This window comes from Burkholderia sola (assembly GCF_905400185.1).
Lineage (GTDB): Bacteria > Pseudomonadota > Gammaproteobacteria > Burkholderiales > Burkholderiaceae > Burkholderia > Burkholderia sola.
In genome coordinates this window covers 2463062-2484411 of sequence record NZ_FR989676.1, presented here as the reverse complement: position 1 = coordinate 2484411, position 21350 = coordinate 2463062, and the positions used below count along the sequence as shown (strand labels likewise).

The 21350-nt window shown below is 67.6% G+C and carries 20 protein-coding genes; 12 read left to right on the top strand and 8 right to left on the bottom strand.

What is annotated here, in order from left to right:
- Window positions 1-14: 14 nt before the first annotated feature.
- From KR541_RS27555 to KR541_RS27545, 3 genes are read right to left on the bottom strand one after another with little or no spacing between them, the layout of a single operon-like run.
- A complete protein-coding gene (locus tag KR541_RS27555) occupies window positions 15-2837 on the bottom strand; it encodes a molybdopterin-dependent oxidoreductase (protein ID WP_216089920.1) in 2823 nt (940 codons plus the stop codon).
- Window positions 2818-3672, bottom strand: a complete 855-nt coding sequence (locus KR541_RS27550) for an FAD binding domain-containing protein (RefSeq protein ID WP_050010935.1) — start codon at window positions 3670-3672, stop codon at window positions 2818-2820. The genes KR541_RS27555 and KR541_RS27550 overlap by 20 nt, the downstream gene beginning before the upstream one ends.
- Before the next feature lie 56 nt (window positions 3673-3728).
- Window positions 3729-4406: a TetR/AcrR family transcriptional regulator gene (locus tag KR541_RS27545; protein ID WP_050010936.1), complete on the bottom strand. Its 678-nt coding sequence runs from the start codon at window positions 4404-4406 to the stop codon at window positions 3729-3731.
- Between the two features lie 332 nt (window positions 4407-4738).
- Between KR541_RS27545 and KR541_RS27540 the strand changes: the two genes are divergently transcribed.
- From KR541_RS27540 to KR541_RS27530, 3 genes are all read left to right on the top strand, one after another.
- On the top strand, window positions 4739-6121 hold the full coding sequence (locus KR541_RS27540; RefSeq protein WP_050010937.1) for a sensor histidine kinase: 1383 nt from the start codon (window positions 4739-4741) through the stop codon (window positions 6119-6121).
- A gap of 339 nt (window positions 6122-6460) precedes the next feature.
- Window positions 6461-6850 (top strand): BON domain-containing protein, encoded by a 390-nt coding sequence (locus KR541_RS27535; RefSeq protein ID WP_050010938.1) that lies wholly within the window; start codon window positions 6461-6463, stop codon window positions 6848-6850.
- Window positions 6851-6940: 90 nt separating this feature from the next.
- Window positions 6941-7399: a DUF3331 domain-containing protein gene (locus KR541_RS27530; protein ID WP_050010939.1), complete on the top strand. Its 459-nt coding sequence runs from the start codon at window positions 6941-6943 to the stop codon at window positions 7397-7399.
- A gap of 23 nt (window positions 7400-7422) precedes the next feature.
- Here KR541_RS27530 and KR541_RS27525 read toward each other — a convergent pair whose 3' ends face one another.
- The 3 genes from KR541_RS27525 to KR541_RS27515 form a co-directional block, all read right to left on the bottom strand.
- Window positions 7423-7854 (bottom strand): universal stress protein, encoded by a 432-nt coding sequence (locus tag KR541_RS27525; RefSeq protein ID WP_050010940.1) that lies wholly within the window; start codon window positions 7852-7854, stop codon window positions 7423-7425.
- A gap of 185 nt (window positions 7855-8039) precedes the next feature.
- A complete protein-coding gene (locus tag KR541_RS27520) occupies window positions 8040-8585 on the bottom strand; it encodes an RNA polymerase sigma factor (RefSeq protein ID WP_050010941.1) in 546 nt (181 codons plus the stop codon).
- A 110-nt stretch (window positions 8586-8695) separates the two neighbouring features.
- The gene (locus tag KR541_RS27515) at window positions 8696-8926 is read right to left on the bottom strand and encodes a DUF4148 domain-containing protein (protein ID WP_050010942.1); all 231 of its coding nucleotides are present in this window, start codon (window positions 8924-8926) and stop codon (window positions 8696-8698) included.
- A gap of 584 nt (window positions 8927-9510) precedes the next feature.
- Here KR541_RS27515 and KR541_RS27510 point away from each other — a divergent pair.
- The 4 genes from KR541_RS27510 to KR541_RS27495 all read left to right on the top strand — a co-directional run bounded on the left by KR541_RS27510 (window position 9511) and on the right by KR541_RS27495 (window position 13273).
- Complete coding sequence (locus KR541_RS27510) at window positions 9511-10179, top strand: response regulator transcription factor (RefSeq protein ID WP_050010943.1); 669 nt, start codon at window positions 9511-9513, stop codon at window positions 10177-10179.
- 128 nt (window positions 10180-10307) lie between these two features.
- Entirely contained in the window at window positions 10308-10691 is a 384-nt protein-coding gene (locus KR541_RS27505; protein ID WP_050010944.1) for a response regulator transcription factor, read from the top strand.
- A gap of 142 nt (window positions 10692-10833) precedes the next feature.
- Window positions 10834-11910, top strand: coding sequence for a sensor histidine kinase (locus tag KR541_RS27500; protein ID WP_050010945.1), 1077 nt, complete (start codon window positions 10834-10836; stop codon window positions 11908-11910).
- 172 nt (window positions 11911-12082) lie between these two features.
- Window positions 12083-13273 (top strand): MFS transporter, encoded by a 1191-nt coding sequence (locus KR541_RS27495; RefSeq protein ID WP_089489322.1) that lies wholly within the window; start codon window positions 12083-12085, stop codon window positions 13271-13273.
- 34 nt (window positions 13274-13307) lie between these two features.
- Here the strand turns inward: KR541_RS27495 and KR541_RS27490 are convergent, their stop codons facing one another.
- Window positions 13308-14573, bottom strand: a complete 1266-nt coding sequence (locus tag KR541_RS27490) for a condensation domain-containing protein (protein WP_050010946.1) — start codon at window positions 14571-14573, stop codon at window positions 13308-13310.
- 252 nt (window positions 14574-14825) lie between these two features.
- Between KR541_RS27490 and KR541_RS27485 the strand changes: the two genes are divergently transcribed.
- The 4 genes from KR541_RS27485 (at window position 14826) to KR541_RS27470 (ending at window position 18544) form a co-directional block, all read left to right on the top strand.
- On the top strand, window positions 14826-15242 hold the full coding sequence (locus KR541_RS27485) for an organic hydroperoxide resistance protein (protein WP_050010947.1): 417 nt from the start codon (window positions 14826-14828) through the stop codon (window positions 15240-15242).
- 216 nt (window positions 15243-15458) lie between these two features.
- Window positions 15459-16007 (top strand): RNA polymerase sigma factor, encoded by a 549-nt coding sequence (locus tag KR541_RS27480; protein WP_050010948.1) that lies wholly within the window; start codon window positions 15459-15461, stop codon window positions 16005-16007.
- A 20-nt stretch (window positions 16008-16027) separates the two neighbouring features.
- Complete coding sequence (locus KR541_RS27475) at window positions 16028-16870, top strand: anti-sigma factor (protein WP_235356117.1); 843 nt, start codon at window positions 16028-16030, stop codon at window positions 16868-16870.
- 210 nt (window positions 16871-17080) lie between these two features.
- Window positions 17081-18544 (top strand): catalase, encoded by a 1464-nt coding sequence (locus KR541_RS27470; RefSeq protein WP_050010950.1) that lies wholly within the window; start codon window positions 17081-17083, stop codon window positions 18542-18544.
- A gap of 169 nt (window positions 18545-18713) precedes the next feature.
- On the opposite strand, the gene KR541_RS27465 is transcribed toward KR541_RS27470, so the two are convergent.
- Window positions 18714-19619 (bottom strand): ketopantoate reductase family protein, encoded by a 906-nt coding sequence (locus KR541_RS27465; protein WP_050010951.1) that lies wholly within the window; start codon window positions 19617-19619, stop codon window positions 18714-18716.
- 308 nt (window positions 19620-19927) lie between these two features.
- Here KR541_RS27465 and KR541_RS27460 point away from each other — a divergent pair, with 308 nt between their 5' ends.
- A complete protein-coding gene (locus KR541_RS27460; protein ID WP_050010952.1) occupies window positions 19928-21220 on the top strand; it encodes an MFS transporter in 1293 nt (430 codons plus the stop codon).
- Window positions 21221-21350 lie beyond the last annotated feature (130 nt).

Genomic DNA, 21350 nt, shown 5'->3' with positions numbered 1-21350 from the left:
AGTAGGGGATGGCGTTATCGAAGCGCGCAAGGCCGTTTGCCGGTCGCGAGTGCACGCCGCACGACGTCCGGCGTGGCCGGCGCTTCGCGGATGCGTACGCCGGTCGCGTGATGGATCGCGTTCAGGATGGCCGCGGCCGTCGGCACGAGCGCCGGCTCGCCGATGCCTTTCGCGCCGTACGGGCCGACGGCCGTCGGCGCCTCGACGAAGATCGACTGCACGTCGGGCATGTCGTGCACGGTCGGAATCACGTAGTCGTGCAGATTGTTGTATCGGCCGGGGTGGTACTTCTCCATCAGCGCCATGCCAATGCCTTGCGCGACCGCGCCTTCGACCTGTCCTTCGAGCAGCGTCGGATTGACCATCCTGCCGACGTCGTGCGCGGCCACGACCTTGAGTACCCGCACGCGCCCGCTTTCGCAGTCCACCGCGACCTCCGCCATCTGCGCGCCGAACGCGTAGGTTGCATAAGGCGTGCCTTGCCCCGACGCATCGAGCGACGTGGTCGGCGGATCGAAGCGCTCCTCGGCCGCGATCACGTAGCCGTGCGCATCGACGGGCAGCGTCCGCAGATCCACCGGATGGCCGTCGACGGCGATGCCGCGCGCATCGGACGAAATCCGCGCATCGGACGCCGCGCCGGCGAACGCGAGCAACCGGTGGCGCAGCGCGGAGCCGGCAAGGAAGGCCGCGCGACCGGTGATGAAGGTCTGCCGCGACGCCGACGTGCGGCCGCAATCCGGCGACAGCGCGGTATCCGGGCCGACGAATCGCAGCCGGTCGACCGGTACGCCCAGCGCATCGGCCGCGATTTGCGGAATGACCGTGTTCGCGCCCTGGCCGGCGTCCACCGCACCCTGGTGCAGGACGATCGTGCCGTCGCGCCGGATGCCGAAGCGGACCGTCGACGGATTCGGCAATGCGGTGTTGCCGCAGCCGTAAAAGAACGCCGCGACGCCGACGCCATGACGAATGTGGCCGGGCGCCGCCGCATTCAGCGTCGCGATCCGCGCATGCGCGTCACGCCACGCCGGACGCAGCGCATCGAGGCATGCGACGAGGCCGACGCTGTCGTCGAGCACTTGCCCGGTCGGCAGCGTATCGCCGGGGCGCAACGCATTCAGCGCGCGGAACTCGAGTGGATCGATGCCCGCCGCGAACGCCAGCTCGTCGATCAGCTGTTCCTGCGACATCGTCGTCTGCGGCACGCCGAAGCCGCGGAAAGCGCCGGCCGGCGTGACGTGCGTATGAATCGCGCGCGTGCGGGCCGCGTAGTGCGGGATCACGTACGGGCCGCCTGCATGCACCGGTACGCGATTCGCGACGGCCGTCCCCCAGGACGCGAACGCGCCGGTGTTGTAGTCGCCTTCGAACGTCACCGCGCGCAGCCGCCCATCGGCATCGGCGGCGATGCTGGACGTCATGCGGCCGGGATGGCGCTTGGTCGACGTGGCCATCGATTCCTCGCGCGAGAACGCCATCGCGACGGGCCGGTCGAGATGCCAGGCCGCGATCGCGAGCAGCGGCTGGACCGTCATGTCGAGCTTGCCGCCGAAGCCGCCGCCGACCGCGGTCGCCACGACGCGCACCTGTTCCGGCGCCACGCCGAGAATGCGCGCGAGGTCGGCGCGATGCGGATGCGGCGCCTGCGTCGACGAATGGATTTCGATCACGTTGCCCACGCGTCGCGCCCAGCCGGCTTCCGGCTCGAGGTACGCATGCTCGACGAAACTGGACTGGAACGTTGCGCTGACGACGTGACGGGCATCCTGTATCGCGCGCTCCGGGTCGCCGCGGCGCACCACGCCCTCGATCAGCACGTTGCCGGGGCGATCGGCGTGCAGCTGCGGACTGTCGTCCAGCACGGCGTCGGCGATCGCGAGAACCGGCGTCAGCGGCGCCCACCGCACCGGAAAGCGGTCGAGGTCGAGCGCCGCGAGCGCGGCGCGCTCGCCGACCACCAGCGCGACCGCCTCGAGATGGTGGCGTGTCTCGGTATCCGGAAGGACCGGCTGGTCCGCGTACGGCGTCGCGACGCCGTGCAGATTCATGCCCGGCACGTCGGCGTGGGTGAGGATGCGATGCACGCCCGGATGCGCGTCGACGAATGCGGCGAGGTCGCCGAACGCGAAACGTGCGCGGTGATGCGGGCAACGCACCGCGCGCACGAACAGGCTGTCGGCCGGGTAGTCGTCGGCGCCGAATCGCTGGCTGCCGTCGACTTTTTCGGGGCCGTCGAGACGCGTGAGCGGGACGCCGACGGACGGCCCGTCGGCCGGCGCGGGCGTGCGGCACCGTGCGGCGGCGCCGCATCCGACTTCGGTCACCGCGTCGACGATCTTCTGATAGCCGGTGCAGCGACACAGCACGCCGTCGATCGCGGCCCGCGCACCGGCGCGGTCGCTGACTTCGCCGGCGTCGATGGCCGCCGCCGCTGCGGTGAGCATGCCGGGCGTGCAGAAACCGCATTGCACCGCCTGATGGGCGAGAAATGCCTGCTGCAGGCGGCTGCCGCATCGCGTGCCGTCGGCAAGACCTTCGACGGTGACGACACGGCGCCCCGCGATCTGCCCGACCGGGATCAGGCATGCATAGCGTGCGTCGCCGTCGACGATCACCGTGCAACTGCCGCAATCGCCCTGGCGGCAGCCTTCCTTGGTGCCGAACTGGCGCAGGTCCGCACGCAGATGGTCGACGAGGCGCTGCGAGCGGTCCGCCGGCAGGGGGCGCCGCGTGCCGTTGAGGTCGAACCAGTCCGGTTCCGGCGAAATCGCCGGGCCGCCGCCCGCGATCGTTTCGCGAACGTCGGCAAGCGGGTCAGGCTGCGGATGCGCCACGTGCGTTCTCCTCGATGCAGCATGTGAAAGCGCGCGAGATGGCCAGCCGCGCGAGATGAAGGCGATGCAGGGCGGTCGCCCGGCAGTCGTCGGCCGGGGACAGCTCGTCCAGCGGCGACGTTGCAAGCACGTCGGCCAGTTCGTCGCGCCGCCGGCCCGTCAGTGCATTTTCGAGCACCTGCATCCGGCGCGCAACGTCGGAGGCGCCGCCGACGGCAACGGCGGCCGCCTCGATCGTCCCCGCGGCGCACACGCGCAACTGCGCGGCGGCCGACACCACGGCGATCGCCGCGCCGTCGCGATTCGTGCACTTGATGAACGACGTACGCGCGTGCGCGCGGGGTTGCGCAAACCGCAGCGCCACCAGCAATTCGTCGGCGTCCAGCGCGGTCCGGCGGTTGCCCAGCAGGAATTCGGCCAACGGCAAGCGGCGCATGCCGCGCACGCTGGCCAGTTCGACGCTCGCATCGAGCGCCAGCAGCGCGGGGATGCCGTCCGCGACGGCGGACGCATGGCACACGTTCCCGCCGATCGTGCCCTGCACGCGAATCTGCCGGGGGCCGATCGACGCGGCTGCGTCCGTGAGCGCCACGGGCAGCCATGCCGTGCGCGCGATGGCGTCCCACGTGGCGGCCGCACCGATACGGGCGACGCCGTCGTTCAGCTCGATGCCGCGCAGCGCGTCGACGCGGCTGATATCCAGCCATGCCGAGCGCGCCGGCACGAGCCCGATATCGGCAAATGCGTCGGTGGCCCCGCACACGATGCGCGGCCGCGGCTGCGCCGCGAGCGTACCGAGCGCTTCGTCGAGGGTAGTGGCGCGAACGTAGTTCATTTCAAGGTGTCTGCATCGTCATGGTCACGCGGGGCGACATCGGCGCCGGCACACGCTCAATCGCCGATCGGCGGATCCTTGCGAACGACCCGCAGCACGCTGTCGATGACGAACGCTTCCCATCGGCGCACGGCCTCCGGCGCATTCAGTTCCTCGCCGAGGAACGCGGACAACGTGTGGCGGTTCGACGTATAAAAATACGCTGCCGAAATGATCAGCAGGAAAACGTCGCGCGCGTTCAGTTCCGTGCGGAACAATCCTTGTTCGGCGCCGTTTTCGAGAATCCTGGCCACGATCTGCACCGCATGCGACGAATATTCGCCCCGGCGTTCGAGCCTGGCCAAATGCTTGCCCTGGTGCAGGTTCTCAGTGTTGAGCAGCGTGATGAAATCGGGATTGCGCCAATAGTAGTCCAGCTTGAAGCGAATCACGGTCTTGAGCGCTTCCACGGGATTCGACGGATCCGGCGCCATCTTGAGCTCCGCCTCGTCCATGCGCCGATAGATGCCTTCCAGCACCGCGACGAACAGGCCCTCCTTGCTCCCGTAGTAGTAATAGATCATCCGGTCATAGGATTTCGCCAGCCTGGAGATCCGCTCCACGCTGCCGCCTTCGTAGCCGTAGCGCGCGAAGACCTTGGTCGCCGCGCGCAGGATCTTGTCGCGGGTTTCCTGTGCCGCTGCCTCCCGGACACCGGTTCCGCGCACCGTCTTGGCTTTTGTTGCTTGAGTCATACCGCTCCTATGGCGGCCGGCAACCTCGTCCTGCCGCCTGAAAGAAACCTGGAACAGCGGCATTCCTCGAACTTTCGTACAGGGAACGCTACATGAATTCGGGATTCTACGGAACTCTCGACGGGTTCGCAACAAATCATGAATAGGTAATTGATTCAAGGGGTTGTGGGAGTCGTGTCCGACGTATCGGCACGCATGGAGGAGGCGTGAACGCTATCTTCACATTTTTATTTTGAGAAACTGCTGCTACCATTCGTTTGTGGAGTACTCACTACATGAAATGTTGATTTCAGGTTGGCAGAGGCCGATGCCGGCAAGCAGGAGATAGACCCATGAACAACGAACTCGACGATGTCTGCAGCGCGCTCGCTGCGCGGACGCCATGGAAATCGCGCGTCGATCCGGGTGGCGCCGAAGCGGGCCCGGCCTTCGACGAACTCATGCCTCGATCGCTGCTGTCGATCGACGTGCACGTGTTGCACGACGTCTCGCGCGCAATGGCGCACGAGGCTTCGCCCGCGACGCGCGTCGCGACACTGCTCGAGTCGGCGCTGCGGGGGGCGGGGGCAACGTGGGGCGTGATCGCGGTGCTGCGCGACGGCGGCTGGGAGGCAGCCGCCGTCGCGACGGCCGCGAACGGACCGCACACCGAGCGGCGGTCGGTCGACCGGCTGCCCGTGCCGATCATTGCCGCCGCCGTGCACCTGCGCAACGGCCTGGTGCTGCGCGATGCGTGCGCCGCCGACCATTGGCGAACGGACGACTATGTGCGCCGCCGCAAGCCGCGCTCGGTGATCTGCGTGCCGATACGGTGCAATGGTGAACTGATCGGTGCGCTGTATCTCGAGCATGGCGACCTGCCGGGCATGTTTACGCCGGCGAAGGCCGCACTGGTCGAGATCATTGCGCCGCATGCCGGATGCGTGCTGGAGAATCTTCGGCTGCGCGACGAGCTGGACGCGCAGCGCGCACGCGTGGGCAGCGTCGAAGCCGCGATGCGCGAAACCCAGTCCGAAATGGACCGCACCAGTCGGCTGACCGCGTACGGAGAGCTTGCGGCGTCGATCGTGCACGAGGTCGCCCAGCCCGTCACGGCGATCGACACGTCCGCGCGTGCCGGGCTGAAATGGCTCGACCGCGGCGCGCCGAACATCGAAGCCGCCCGCGAGATGCTTGCGCACATCTGTGCGTGCACGGTGCGGGCGCGGACCATCATCGGTGCGCTGCGCGCCAGGGCACGGCGCACGGCGCCCGTGTTCGCCGTGTTCGACCTCGCCGATGCGCTGCGCGAGGCGGCGGAGATACTCGAAAGCACGCTGGACGCGATGAAGGTGAACCTGCGCGTCGACGGATGTGCGTCGGCGATACCGATGCGCGGCGAACGCGTGCCGCTGCAGCAGGCCATCATCAGCCTGCTGATGAACGGCGCGGAATCGATGATTGGTACACCTGAAGGAAAGCGTGTCATCGTGCTGACATGCGAATTGGAGCGGAACCTCGTGCGCATCCGGATCGACGACAACGGCGACGGCTTCGATCCGCAGGTGGCCGCGCGCCTGTTCGAACCGCTGTTCACCACCAAGCCGCACGGAATGGGCATGGGGCTGTCCATCTGCAAGTCCATCGTTGAAGCGCACAACGGGCAGCTGGAACTTGCGCCGCGCGAGCACGGCGGCACGCGGGCCACGGTGACACTGCCGGTTTCTTCGATGTGAGCGGGCACGGGCGCGATGTGTCGGGGCGTGAATCGGTGCGCGACCGGTGCACGTCGCGGGAAGGGGCAGGGGGGAAACGGACCGGCTGCCTATACGAACGTATGCGGCGACTCATGCCGACGCGTCAGGCGGCTAGCTGCAGATGCTATGGAGCACGCCGACGCGTCACCTTATGCTCGCTTCACCGGTACACGATTCACGTTGACGACGGCTCGACCGACCCGTCAGCGAGTCGGAATCGCGACGCGGCGCGGACGTGATGCGTGCGCATCGTGACGACGCAGGTCGCCGGAACACACGTGCTTGTCGATCCGATACCAGACATCCAAGGAACCCATCATGAAACTCCGACACATCGTCGTCACCGGCGGCCTCGCCGTCGCCCTGATCGCCGGCATGAACCTGCGCGCGTTCGCGGACGAACGACCCGATACGGCCGGCGCGGATGCCGCGCTCACGACGACGCCGGCGGCCGGCACGTCGAAGAAGGCGGTCCGTGCGGCCAATCGCACGTTCTCGCGGTCGGTGCAGAAGGCACTGTCCCATACGAAGGGGCTTGAAGGGAAGCCGATCGTCGTGTTCGGCAACGCGTCGACCGGACGCGTGACGCTGACGGGCCAGGTCGAAAGCGAAGACCTCGATCATCTGGCGGTCGAGGCGGCGCGGAAGGTACGCGGCGTCACGGCGGTGAACAGCCGGATCACGCTGCGCTCGGAAGGCGGCGCCTGAGCGACGGCCGGACGCACCGCCGTGGCCGCTTGCGTGCGTCCGCTTTCACACGACCGATACGACCGACACGACCGGATGGGAGAAACGATGATGGCGACCCTGCCTGAAGCGGACATCATGATTCGCACGTTGATCAATGTCCTCGATCCTTCGCTGGAGCAACGCGATGTTTGCCGGCAAGCGCAGCGCACGCGATACAAGTCGCGCCGCTTCGGCCGGCGCCGGTGCGACGACGACGACACGCGCGCACGTGAAGCCCCGCTTGACGCGATCGAGGTGATCGAGTGCCTGTCGTCGTCCATGATCACCGTTTCATGGAGCGACTCGCGTTCGGGACGGTATACCGAGCAGATCTGGTGCCGCAGCCGCGCACGCGAACCGGCGGTCTGCGCGTTGACGGGAAGCGCGATCGCGCGCGGCGATCGCGTGTTCCGTCCGCGCTCGAGCGACGTTTGCCTGCCCGCCAACCGGCAACGCATGATTCTCGCGGCGACCATTCAGTCATGCACCGGCGTATCGGTGCCCGACGCGACCGAGCCGGACGCGTGATGCGCGCGGCGCGAGCGGCGGCCCTACGCGGACGGCACCGTCACGACGATCAGCGCCGCACCGCGAAGGCGCTCGGCGAGATCGAAGTGAACCGGGCGCTCGCGCCACCAGCGCGCGAACCCGCTGCTCGCGCGATGGCCGACGACGATCATGTCCGGACGGGTGGTCAGCGCGTGGGCGGCGACGGCGTCGGCCGCGCGTCCGAATCGCACGAAGCCGCGCGCGTCGATGCCGTCGTCCGCGAGTTTGACGATCGCGCGCTGAAGTGCGTCGCGCGCGAATTCCTCGAGGCGGTGGTGGGCGAGACCGGTGAGCAGTCCGGCCGTCTGCGCGTTCGCGGTCACGGGATCCACGACGGTGACGACGTCGACCGCCGCGGACAGCGCGTGCGACAGCGCCGCACATCGCGCGAGCGCGGCCTGTGCCTCGTCGGTTCCGTCATAGACGAGTAGCATTCTGGAAAGTGCTGACATATTTCGTGTCGAGTAGTAGGTGCCTGGTCGCATCCCCCGCGGCGGATGCGATTGCCTACACTGAACACGCCACGCACGGCGTTTATTCCGTCGCCGTTCGTGCATGGCCGCGACGCGCCGCGAGCGAGGCGGACCCGCGGCGATCGACTTGCCCGCGGCAACGTGCATCAGCCGCCGGCCGCCGAACCCGTGAAGTTGTCCCGCGACGTGCGCGCTGCGCCGCCGCCGAGCGCGATGCGGATTGCCTTGCGCGCACGCGATATCCGGCTCATGACGGTGCCGATCGGGATGTCGAGTGTGTACGCGGCTTCCCTGTAGCTCAGCCCGTCGACGCTGACGAGCAGCAACGCGATGCGCTGCGGTTCGGGCAACCGTTCGACGGCGTCGACGATCTGGCGGACGGCCACGGCGGTCTCCGACGCTGCGCGCGGATCGGCGACCGTTTCCAGCAGCGCGTCGCTGCACTCGAGCAGCAGGCGGTCGCGCCGATTGCGTCGCCGCAACTCGTTGAGCCAGATCGAATGGACGATCGAGAAGACCCAGCTGACCGGCGCCGTATCGGACCGCAGTTGATGAACCCGCTCGAGCGCGCGAATGCATGCGCGCTGCACGAGCTCGTCGGCGTCGTGTCGATTCCCGCTCAGACGCAGCGCGAACGACCGCAGACGCGGCAGCATGTCGGGAAGCATCGTTGAAAATTCGGTTGGCTTCATGGGCGGACGGGCGTGCCCCCTACCTGGGGCGAAATGCAGTGACGGCCCGGGCGCAGGCGAGGACGCCGGCGGTGTCCCGCCCGTGCCGGGCTCGACACGAGGGCTGCCGTTCAATGCCCGGAATAGAGTTTCCTCAGCGCGTCGAGCTCGCCGTTCTGTCGCGCCGCCACGAGCTCCTGGCGGACTTCCGAGCGGGTCTTCGCCATCGGTGCGAGCGGCGCCCACTGGGTGGCGGCCTGCACGTCGGAATGTCCGGCGACCGTGTCGGCCGGGGACGCCGCGTAGGCCGATGCAGTCAGCGCGAGCGCGGCGAATGCGAGCGTGATTTTCGAAGTGTTCATGCGGGGCTCCTGAAGAAGGATGGATCGGAACGTATTCGCGTCACCTGATGGCGTCGGGAGCCTGCATGGGCCCGCGGCGTCGTGTTCGTATCAGGTTCCGCCGTGTGTGTATTGAGCCTCCGGGAGGTATCGCGCATGTGTCCGGCGCGCAGCGTTTTGCAATGTCATGTATCCGCCCCGAAGCCCGATACATTCGGATACCCATGGGTGCGTCGGCGCGTAGCGGCAACCGACGGACGCGGTCGGCGCGGTCGATATGCAGCGTCGTTTCCGCGCGGACGCCGATGCACGACCGGCGGTCATGCGCTGTGACGAGGCCGCGCAAGCCGATGAACTGCCGAGCGCGATGCGCACGCAGTTGCATCGGTGAATTGCGACTGGAATAATTGGCGCGTTCGCGTGTTTTCATTGATGCCGGCAGAGTGGGCGATCGTTGGGGCATCGTCCGCATGCGTCGCGGCAACGTGCCCGGCCGCACCATGCGAACGGGGCATCCCGCTTCGAGCGACGGCCGCACCGCATGCGTCGAGATGCCTTCGCGCCGTCACGCGGCCGTCCCAGCAAATTCACCAGCGAATATTTCAATGCCCGAGATCAGAATGCCGAACGTGGCGACTTCATCCGACGATCGGAGCGGCCGTGTCGTCTACGTCGTCGACGACGACGAATTCGTGCGTGCCGCGCTCGTCAGCCTGTTGCGCTCGATCGATCTGGCGGTATGCGCGTTTGCGTCGACCGAAGCGTTTCTCGCGGCGCCGAAGGGGACGGGGCCGTCTTGCCTCGTGCTCGACGTGCGATTGCGCGGGCAGAGCGGGATCGCGTTCCAGAAGTCGCTGGTCGAGAATGGCGGCCCGCAGATGCCGATCATCTTCATGACCGGGCACGGCGACATCGCGATGACGGTGAAGGCGATGAAGGCCGGCGCGATGGATTTCCTGACGAAGCCGTTTCATGACCAGGAAATGATCGATGCGGTCGTCGCGGCGCTCGACCGCGACGCGCAGCGGCTGGAGGCCAGCCAGTCGCTGCTCGATCTGCGCGAATGCTGGGAATCGCTGACGCCGCGGGAGCGGGAGGTGCTGCAACACGTCGCGACGGGCCTGATGAACAAGCAGGTCGCCGGCAACATGGGCATCGCCGAGATCACGGCCAAGATCCATCGCGGCCAGGCGATGCGAAAGATGAAGTGTCGTTCCGTCGCGGAACTGGTGCGCAAGATGACCGCGCTCGGCATCGAATTGCCGTCGCGGTAGCGATGGCGCCGTCGGGAGCAAGCCGACCCATACGTAGATATGGTGGCGGTTCGGCGGCGTGACGGTATGCTGGCGACTTGTGTAGCAGTATGGGGCGAGCGTGCTCGTTCCCCAGGCCATAAGCGCGGATGTCTCTTTCACTCTCAGTCACCGATCTCGTAGCGATTGTCGACGACGATCCGTTCGTGCGCGCCGCCGTGAGAAGCTTCGTGCGCGCGCTGGGCGGCGACGCGTGCGAGTTCGCGTCGGCGCCGGCATTCCTCGTGTCCGACCGGGTGGCGCGCACGCGCTGCCTGATCTGCGACATCCAGATGCCCGGGATGGACGGCATCGACGTGCTGTCGCGGATCGAAGCCGCCGGCGCGCGCATTCCGACCATATTCGTCACGGCGTTCGCCACCGTCCGCCAGCGCGAGCGCGTGCGCGCGAGCGCCGCGCTGTGTCTCCTCGAAAAACCGATCGACGCGCGGGAACTCGAAGGGTGGCTCGCCCGCGCGCTCCGGCGCGGCTGACCGTCTGGCGGTTTAGGTTGCCGCGGCGGCAACCTAAACCTTCGTAGGGGGTGAATGGCCGCTCGTTTGATGGTGCACGCCCCCGTGCGCGTGTTTTCATCTGTCCTGTACCGTCCGCCGCGACGGCGACAGGAGAACGAAGATGGCGCACATTCCTACCTTATCGTCAGCGACTGTGTTTGAATCGCGGGCCACGCGCAGCTTGCGCGGCGTCGCCCGCGCAGTGTTCCCGCATCCACGCGAATTCGTCGTGTGGTCGGTGCGCCTCCTGCTCGTCGCCGGCGTGCCACTGGTCGCGGCCGGCATATACGACGCACGCGCGACGTTCGCGAACGCATTGCGCGCGGTGGCCAGCGAGGGTCTGCTGATCGCCGCCGTCGTGGCGATCCTGTTCGCGCTGGTCGCGACCGTGCTGTGGTCGCGGCTGCGGATGCTCAGGCTGGATGCGACCGTGCGCGAGCTTGCCGATGCCATCGACAAGCAAGGTATCGAGGCGCTCCCCGATACGTGGGCCGAACGCGGCGCGCTATCGATCTCGACGCTCGCACGCGCGATCAACGGCGCGCACCGCCAGCATGCGGAACGCATGACGGAATTGCTGCACGTGCTGGCCGCCTATGCGCACGACCTGCGCACGCCGCTCACGCGAATGATGCTGCGCAGCGAGATGCTGGATGACGGTGCGCTGCGCGATGCGATCGAGCGCGATCTTGCCGAGATGAGCGAACTGGTCGACGCGAGCCTGGCGTGCGCCCGGCTTCAATGCAGTGTGCCGGAGCCGCCGCGCCGTGTCGACGCGGACGAGATGCTCGGTGTGCTGGTCGACAGCTATCGCGACGCGGGCCTCACCGTCGATCTCGACGGACGGGTCGGGCATCCTCTCGTGACGTTCCCGCACGCGCTGCGCCGCGTGCTTGTCAACCTGATCGACAATGCGTTGCGTTACGGAGGCGACGTCCGCCTGTGTGTATGCGTCGACGCGCGGCACGTGATGCTGACCGTGCTGGATTCGGGGCCGGGTATCGTGCCGACGGAGCTCGAGGCGGTGTTCAAGCCCTGGTACCGCGCGCCGCAGACGGCGGCGCGCGCGCCGGGGTCGGGGCTGGGGCTCGCGATCGCCCGCCGGCTCACGCGGGCGATGCAGGGGGACCTGCAACTGAACAATCGCAGCACCGGCGGCCTCGAGGCGACGGTGATACTGCCGCTCGCGCCTGCATGAACGCATCGCCGCGGGCCGTTCATTTCCTCCGATACATTTCGATACGCGAGCGACATACGCCGGATACATGGCGGGCGCCCAATCGGGAAGGCGGGCGCGGCATTCCGCTGGATGGCGCGGTCAACTGAAGGACCGGCAGGCCGGCCGGAATTTCGAGACGACAGGAGGCACGATGGCCGATCCCCACACGATGTCCGCGCGCGGCGCATCGTTCGTGCTGCTGGGCGCGCTGTTGACGGCATGCGGATACGGCGCGACGTTCCTGTTGTCGATGCATTTTCGTTCGGCGGGCGGAGGCGACGTCGATACCGGCGTCGCGCTGGTCGAAGCGATGGTCGGCGCGTTGATCGGCCTGCCGCTGGTCGCATGGCTGGCCCATTCGATCGGCACAGCCCGTACCGCTGCGCTGGCCGCACTCGTCGTCGGCGCGGGCGTCGTCGGGTTTGCGCTGATCGACCGCACCGGCTCACTGAGCGTCGTGCCCGGACTGCTGGTCGGCGTCGGCTGGGGCGCGTTCTACCTCGCGGCGCCGATGATGCTAGCCGAGCGCACCGCGGATACCGAACGCGAGCGCTGGTTCCTGCGGTTCGGGTCGTTTCAGATGGCGGGCGTCGGCGGCGGCCCGGCCGTCGCGTCGCTCGCGATACGCAACTGGCACTGGACGACGGGGACGGTGTTCTGCACCGTCGGCGGATTGTGCGCGATGGCCGCCGTCATGCTGGAATGCTTCGGCCGGCTGTCGCCGGCGTCGCTGCCCGCCGCGCGGCCGATGCGGCCACGATGGGGCCGCGAGATGGCGGCGATCGCCCGCACGCACGCGATCTATCCGATCGCGATCATCGCGCTCGGCTCGAGCGTCTTCTCGGGGCTGATGACGTTCCAGATGTCGATGGCGCAGGAAACCGGCGTGAAGGCCGGAACGTTCTTCGGGCTGTATTCGGCCACGGTGGTCGTCATCCGCTGGCTGCTCGGCGCGCTCGTGATCCGGATGCGCGTCGATGCGACCACGCAGATCCTGCTCGGCTTCATGATCCTGAGCGTCGCGGTGACGTTCGCCGTGCCGCACCATGCGCTCCTTCATTCGGCCAGCGCCGTGCTGCTCGGCACGGGCTACGGCCTCATCTATCCGATCGTCCAGGCGCAGGCCGTCAACAGCGCCGATGCGCGGCATCGGCACGCGGTGCTCACGTGGTTCGTCGCATCGTACTTCGTCGGCGCGTTCGGATTCCCGGCGCTCGGCAGCCTGGTGCTGGTCACCCTGGGCAGGACGATGCTGCTGACGCTCATCGCCGCATGCGGGCTGGCGGCGCTGCTGCTGTCGGTCGTCGAGCACCGCAAGCGAGTGTCGCTCGCGGCGTTCTGAAATCGGCGCAACCGGCGCGGCGCCGGGCCGCCGTTCAGCCGGCGGCGTGCTCGAGAATCGTGCGGACTTCGCCGAGCAGTCCCGGGATGGCGCGATGGCTCGTATGCGCGAGTCGCAGGACGCCGTCGATCGTGCAGGCGCCGATGACCTGATCGTCGGCGAATCCGGATGTCACGAACGGACCCCACAGCGCGTCGAGCGATACGCCGTCGTACGTGGCGGCGATGGGTTGATTGCCGAGATTCGACAGCAGGACGTCGAAGGCCAGCACGTTCGACAGGAAGCCGGCCGCGTGTTCGACGCTCGGTCGCGCCGCCATCGCGGTATCCAGCGCCTTCAGCTCCGCCGCGACGCTCGCGCGCGTTTGCGACGGCGCGAGGTCCTGCTTGATCTTGCGGGCGGCTGTCCACAAGTCGACCCCGCGCGGGTGATCGTCGATCGTGACGGTCTGCGTGATGTACACGCCGTTGGCGACACCGGCTTCGCTGGCGAAAGCGCGTACGTCGATCGGCGTGACGGTCCTCAACGCGCGCGCGGCCCAGTCGCTCGACAGGCGCCGGCCCGCTTCATGAACGGCTGCGGCAATCGCGCCATGCACGGTCGTGCACGCTTGCCGGGCGCGCGCGGCGAGGCGGCGCGTGGCTTCGGCTGAAAGCGCGACGGCGTCGATGTGCGGCAGCGCCGTCGTATTCGCACGGAACGGCTTCGGCTCCGGCGCCGGAACGGGCGCGGGCAGGGTGGCCGCGTCGTTCAGGTCGGCCGCGAGCAGCGTCTCGAGCGACTGCACGAGCGGCAGCGGCGCCGCGGGCTTGCCCGTCAGCGTGCGCAGCAGTTCGTCGATCAGATACGCGGCGCCCATGCCGTCGAGTACGGAGTGATGCGCGACCAGGATCAGCGTCGACGTCGATTCGCGCTGCAACAGTGTCGCGCGCACCAGCGGCGCGGTCGCCCAGTCGAAGCGCGTCGCGATTTCGCGGGCCGTTTCGGTTTGCCACGACGTCGCGTGGTGCTCGATCACGCGCAACGGCACCACGGCGCCGGGTACCGAATGGAACGCCGAATTGTGCTGCGCGTCGGTGGCGATACAGGTGGACAGCAGCGGATGTCTGCGCTGCAGCGCCTGAAAGGCAGCGTGCCATGCGCTGGGCGCAAAGCGCCGGTCGATCTCCGCGACCATCGCGAAATGCGTCGGCCGATTCTGGTCCAGCAACCAGAACAGATGTTCCGTGCTGCCGAGTGCCCGCACGCGCGTGTGCGCGGGCGTCGGACGATCGTCGATTTCCTGCTGCGGGTTCTGCACCGTTTCACTCCCGAAAGGTTGTCTGCCTCAACAGAACACCGCAGGGCGAAGCGTTATTCCCGCTTCGTTTCGGCAATGGCTTTGCCCGGAGCGGCGGATGTGTTTCTCAATGTGTACGCGTCGCGAATGGATACATGACGTTGCAATAGCCCGGCGTCGGGACACATGACCGATACGTGGGCGCGCTCTAATGCATCCCGGCGACGCAATACGTTCTCCGTTCATTCACCCCCATCCAGCACGGTACCGATCATGAGCCAGCAAACCAGAATTCTGTACACCGGCAAGACTCGCACCACCGGCGGGCGCGACGGCGCGGCCCGCAGTGCCGACGGTCGCCTCGACGTGAAGCTCGCCGGGCCCGGCTCGGCCGCGCCCGGTACGAATCCCGAGCAACTGCTGGCGGCGGGCTGGTCGGCATGCTTCATCGGTGCGATGGGGCTGGCCGCGCAACGGCTGAAGGTTGTGCTGCCGCGCGATACGCACGTCGATGCGGAAATCGATCTGGCCATGGCCGACGGCGCGTACTTCCTGCAGGCCCGGCTGAACGTCAGCGTGCCGGGCGTCGACGCGGACGTCGCGCAGGCGCTGGTCGATGCCGCGCACCAGACGTGCCCGTATTCGAAGGCGACGCGCGGCAACGTCGACGTGGTCGTCACGGTGATCTGACGCGCATCGCGCGCCACGCCGCCGACGCACGGCCGGCGCCCCGTGATCCGGCCTGTCGGGCGACACGCGACCGCGGATGGAATATCTGCGCCGTCCAGCTGTTTACGTGGGCTGTAGGGGTGTTGCCCGTTCAATTTCGCCTAAACCCATGGATACACATCAGATACGGCCGTTCGTCCGCGTCGGCCGGCTTGCACGTTGCGGAGATCGACGTCGATGACCGCGGCCGAACTGTCCGCCATGCTGCCCGCGATGCTTCCGCGCCTGTGGACGTTCGCGCTGCGCCTCTCCGGCGATCGGCACGACGCGGAGGATCTCGTGCAGTGCGCGTGCGTGCGTGCACTCGAACGCGCGCATCAGTTGCGGCCCGGAACGGCACCGCTCAGCTGGATGTTCTCGATCGTGCAGTCCACCTGGCTCAACGAGCTTCGCGCGCGCAGCGTGCGCCGGCGCTCGGGCATGGACTGGGACGACGACCTGCTCGAAACCATCTCCGATCCCGCCGCGCCGACACTGGAGCAGCAGGCGCTGGATGCGCAGATCGTCAGGGCCGTGCAGCAACTGCCCGAAGCGCAGCGCGCGGTGATGTTGCTGGTGAGCGTGGAAGGACTCAGTTATAGCGAAGCGGCCGACGTGCTCGATGTGCCCATCGGTACGATCATGAGCCGGCTGTCGCGTGCTCGCCAGGCGATCGGTGCGCTGTTCGCCGATCGACACGAACGACCCGTGAAAAGCGCGGCGAACAGTGAGGATCAGGGGGCTTGAAAATGGACGACGTCCTGCTCATGGCATACGTGGACGGAGCGCTCACGTCGCACCAGCGCGCGGAAGTCGACCGGGCGATCCGAACGTCGGTCGAGATCGCGACGCGGGTGGCCTTGCTCGAAGCATCGGTGTTGCCCTATCAGCGCGCGTTTCAGCGTCACCCATGGCTGCCGGTGCCGCAGAGTCTGATCCGGACGGTCGCCGACATCGCGCACGCGCATGCGCCGCCGTCGGCGCGGCCGGTCGGCGGCGGCGATCATCGGCAAATCTCGGGTCCAGCGCAGCCCGGCATACGTGGGCGGCCGTCCACGCCGGTTCGCTCGCGCGTTCGCATGATGGCGCCGTGGCTCGCGGTCGCATTCGTCGCGGGCGCGTTCTGCAGCGCCGCCGTACTGCGCTTCGCGCCGCCACCCGCATCGGTGGTCGCGCAGGCGCGGATGTCGCCGTGGATCATGGCGGCCGTCAATTATCAGCGGCTCTATACGCGCGACACCGTTGCATTCGATTCGGCGAACTTCGCGGCCGCCGCGCAGACGATCGACACGATTCGCCGGGACGACGGACTGGGGATTCGGATTCCGGACCTGCGCTCGGCCGGGCTGACGTTCAAGCGCATCCAGCGCCTGAATTTCAATCGCAAACCACTGGTGCAGATCGTCTATCTGCCCGACCAAGGCGCGCCCGTCGCGCTATGCGTGATGAAGGACGAGCGGCCGGACACCGTGCCCGACCGTCAGCAGGTCGGCAACATGGACGTCGTGACGTGGCGGCGCTCGGGAGTCGCGTATGCGCTGATCGCCGCCCCCGGCGACGCGGACCTCGGCGCGCTCGGCGACCGGATCGCCGACAGCGAACCATCGTGACGGCCGGCGCGACGCGCGTGGTGCAACCGGCTGCCGACGGAGCCCGGTACAAACCGATACAAACCGGACAAACGCCGGATACGTCGTCCATTTCCAATCTATCCGTGGACGGCCTGACGGATGGCCGTCTGCACGACGCGCGATGCCCGCACCGACGGCGGATCGCGCGACCCATGAACTGAAATCACATACCGTTGGGGGAACCAGGACATGTCAGAGGATTCGATTCCGCGCGAAATTGCCCATGCGAACGGCGCGCCGGTCAGCAACAACGTCAACATCCAGACGGCCGGCGCGCGCGGTCCCGCGCTGCTGCAGGACGTGTGGCTGATCGAAAAGCTCGCGCATTTCGATCGCGAGGTGATCCCGGAGCGCCGCATGCATGCGAAGGGCGCCGGCGCATACGGGACCTTCACCGTGACGCACGACATTTCGCGGTACACGAAGGCGAAGCTCTTCTCCGAAATCGGCAAGCAGACGCCGATGTTCGTGCGCTTCTCGACGGTGGCCGGCGAGCGCGGCGCGGCCGATGCGGAGCGCGACATCCGCGGCTTCGCGCTGAAGTTCTATACCGAGGAAGGGAACTGGGATCTGGTCGGCAACAATACGCCGGTGTTCTTCTTTCGCGATCCATTGCGCTTTCCCGACCTCAATCATGCGGTCAAGCGCGACCCGCGCACCGGCATGCGCAGCGCGGAAAACAACTGGGATTTCTGGTCGCTGCTGCCCGAGGCGCTGCACCAGGTGACGATCGTCATGAGCGAGCGCGGCATTCCGCGATCGTACCGGCACATGCACGGGTTCGGCAGCCATACGTACAGCATGATCAATGCGCAGAACGAGCGGACCTGGGTGAAGTTCCATTACCGCTCGCAACAGGGCATCGAGAACCTGACCGACGCGCAGGCGCAAGCGCTGATCGCCCGGGACCGCGAAACCCATCAGCGTGACCTGTTCGACAGCATCGAGGCCGGCAATTTTCCGCGCTGGACGCTGTACATTCAGGTGATGACCGACGCGCAGGCGAAAGCGTTTCGGTTCAACCCGTTCGATCTCACGAAGGTCTGGCCGAAGGCTGAATTTCCGCTGATCGAAGTCGGCGAATTCGAGCTCAACCGCAATCCCGACAATTTCTTCGCCGAGACGGAGCAGGCCGCGTTTTCGCCGGCGAACGTCGTGCCGGGCATCGGCTACTCGCCGGACCGGATGTTGCAGGCGCGCCTGTTTTCCTACGGCGATGCGCAGCGATATCGGCTGGGCGTCAACTTCGCCCAGATCCCGGTGAACGCGCCGCAGTGCCCGTTCCACAGTTATCACCGCGATGGTGCGATGCGCACCGACGGCAATCTCGGCGCGGCGCCGTCGTACTGGCCCAACAGCAAGGGCGCGTGGTCGGACCGGCCGCAGCTCGACGAACCGCCGCTCGAGCTGAACGGCGCGGCCGCGCATTGGGATCATCGCGTCGACGATGATCACTATCAGCAGCCGGGCGACCTGTTCCGGCTGATGGATGCGCGGCAACGCCAGTGCCTGTTCGATACCACCGCACGGCAGCTTGCCGGCGTGTCGGCGGACATCCGGCAGCGCCACATCGACAACTGCTCGCGGGCCGACCCGGCCTATGGCGCGGGGATCGCCGCGGCGCTCGCTCGACTGGCTGGCGAACGCGAATAGCGGCGGGGATCGGCGCTGCGCGTTCGGCCGCGGCCGGCGCGCGGCAGCGCGGCTGGCGGGCCGGTTCGACGCCCCGACAGCCGACGTCATGTCGCCGGTGGGCGCGCCGGCCGCGCGGCGCCGCTCGACCCGCCGCGGCGGTCGGCGACGCACGCGCGAGCGCCGCCCGTCACGAACGCGCGGCCGTCTTTGCTTCCAGCATCTTCACGAGCAGATGGAGCGTCCGATTGACCGGCGTGTCGATGCCTGCCGCGCGCCCGCGCCGCACGACCGCGCCGTTCAGGTGATCGATCTCGCCGGGTCTGCCGCGCGCCAGATCCTGCGCCGTCGACGAATACTGGCCGGGCGGAATCGTCGCTTCGATGCGCTCGACGATCGCGGCCGGCCCGTCGGCGAAATGGATGCCTTCGGCCGCCGCGACCGCGATGCACTCGGCGACGGCCGCACGCATCGTTTCGCGCAACGCATCGCGATGCGACATCTCGCCCAAGGGCAACTGGACGATCGCGGAAATCGCGTTGTACGCGCAATTGAGGATGAACTTGTGCCAGAGCGCCGCGCGCACGTCGTCGGCGATCCGGGTCGGAATGGCCGCTGTCCGCAGCACCTGCGCCAGCCGTTCGCTCGACGGCGACGCTTCGATCGCGAGATCGCCGCGGCCATGGTGCAGCAGATGCCCTGGGCCCGCCATCTCGCTGGCGACATAGACCGCCGCGCAAATGACCGGGCCGGCGATCTCCGCGCGCAGCACGGCCGCGTTGTCGACGCCGTTCTGCAGACTGACCACGAGCGCTTGCGGCGCCAGCACGCGGCTCAACGTGCGCGCGGCTTGCGCGGTATCGCCGGACTTCACGCACACGAACACCACGTCGGCCGATGCCGCGGCGTCGATATCGGTCGACGCGTCGGCCGGCACGCGACGGTCGAACGTGCGCGTCTGGACGCGCAGACCCCGGTCGCGAATCGCGTCGACGTGCAACGGACGGCCAATGAAAACCACCTCGTGGCCGTGCAGCGCCAGCATGCCGCCGAAGTAGCAGCCGACCGCGCCGGCGCCCAGAACCGCAAAACGCATGATTGCTCCAGGAGAAGGCGTGAACGTGTCACGCACGGGCGAGGCGCGCGCAAGCGGCAGGCTCGTGCGCCCTCCATCCTCATGGAACACGCGACGGCGGCCGTTTATTCCCGGCGTCGCACCGGATTCGCGACACGGCGTGCCGACATTGCTCCGCCTGCAGTCCAAATGGAGGTTGCCGAGCGCGGCCTTGAACAGTCGCCGCGGAAAATCGACGCGCAATGGAATGACATGGGGTGCCCGGGTGTTGTCCATCCGTAGCGCGTCATCGGGTTGGCGCGCGGTTCCCGATTCCTGACTTTTTCGAGATGAACTTTCCAGACTCGCTTCAGATTCCGGCTGTATCCCATCGCCCGCTGACCGGCCGCGATCACCGGACGCTCGCGCTCGCCGCGCTCGGTGGCGCGCTCGAATTTTACGATTTCGTGATTTACGTGTTTTTCGCGACGGTCATCGGTCAATTGTTCTTTCCGCCATCGATTCCCGACTGGCTGCGGCAGTTGCAGACGTTCGGCATTTTCGCGGCGGGTTATCTCGCGCGCCCGCTCGGCGGCGTGGTGCTCGCGCATTTCGGCGATCTCGTCGGCCGCAAACGCATGTTCACGTTGAGCGTGATGATGATGGCGCTGCCGACGTTGACGATGGGGCTGCTGCCGACCTATGCGTCCATCGGCATTGCCGCGCCCGTGCTGCTGCTCCTGTGCCGGTTGTTGCAAGGGGCGGCGGTAGGCGGCGAGGTGCCGGGCGCGTGGGTGTTCGTGGCCGAACACGTGCCGCCGCGCCATGTCGGCTATGCGTGCGGCCTGCTGACCGGCGGCCTGACGCTCGGCATCCTGCTTGGCTCGCTGATCGCGTCGACGATCAATCGTCATTATTCGCCGGCGGAGATCGGCGCGTATGCGTGGCGACTGCCTTTCGTCGTCGGCGGCCTGTTCGGGATCGTGTCGGCGTTGCTGCGACGCTGGCTCGACGAGACGCCCGTATTCGTCGAAATGAAGCGGAGCCGGTCGCTGACCCGCGAAGTGCCGCTGAAAGCCGTGCTGCGCGATCACGGGCGAGCCGTGCTGGTATCGATGATCCTCACGTGGACGCTCACCGCCGCGATCGTCGTCGTGATCCTGATGACGCCGACCCTCGTCGCCAGGCAATTTCACATCGCGCCCGCGCTTGCGTTGCAGGCCAATTCGGCCGCGACGTTCTGCCTGACGATCGGATGCATCGTCGCCGGTTCGATCGCGGGACGGTTCGGCACCGGCCGCACGATCTTCGTCGGCTGCCTGATGCTCGGTGCGTCGTACTGGCTGATGGCGTCGCGACTCGCCGTCGATCCGTCGCTGCTGTTGCCGCTTTACGCGCTATGCGGCTTCTGCGTCGGGGCGGTCGCGGCGATTCCGGTCGCGATGGTCCACGCGTTTCCGGCGGCCGTGCGCTTTTCCGGGATCTCGTTCTCGTACAACGTCGCCTATGCGGTGTTCGGCGGTCTCACGCCGGTGTTCGTCTCGGTACTGCTGAAGTCGCATCCGCACGCGCCGGAACTGTACGTGGGCGCGCTGTGCGTGGCGGGTGCGCTGACGGGCATCATGCTGCGGCCTGCACGGTAAGCGGTGCGCTGAAGCCATAGGGACAGGGAGATCCGGCGGTGACGACCGTTCGCGGCAAGCGGGCGGCGCAGCCGCGATCGCCCGATTGGACCGCGGCGCGCCAGTACCTTACGATCCACGACATCCTCAC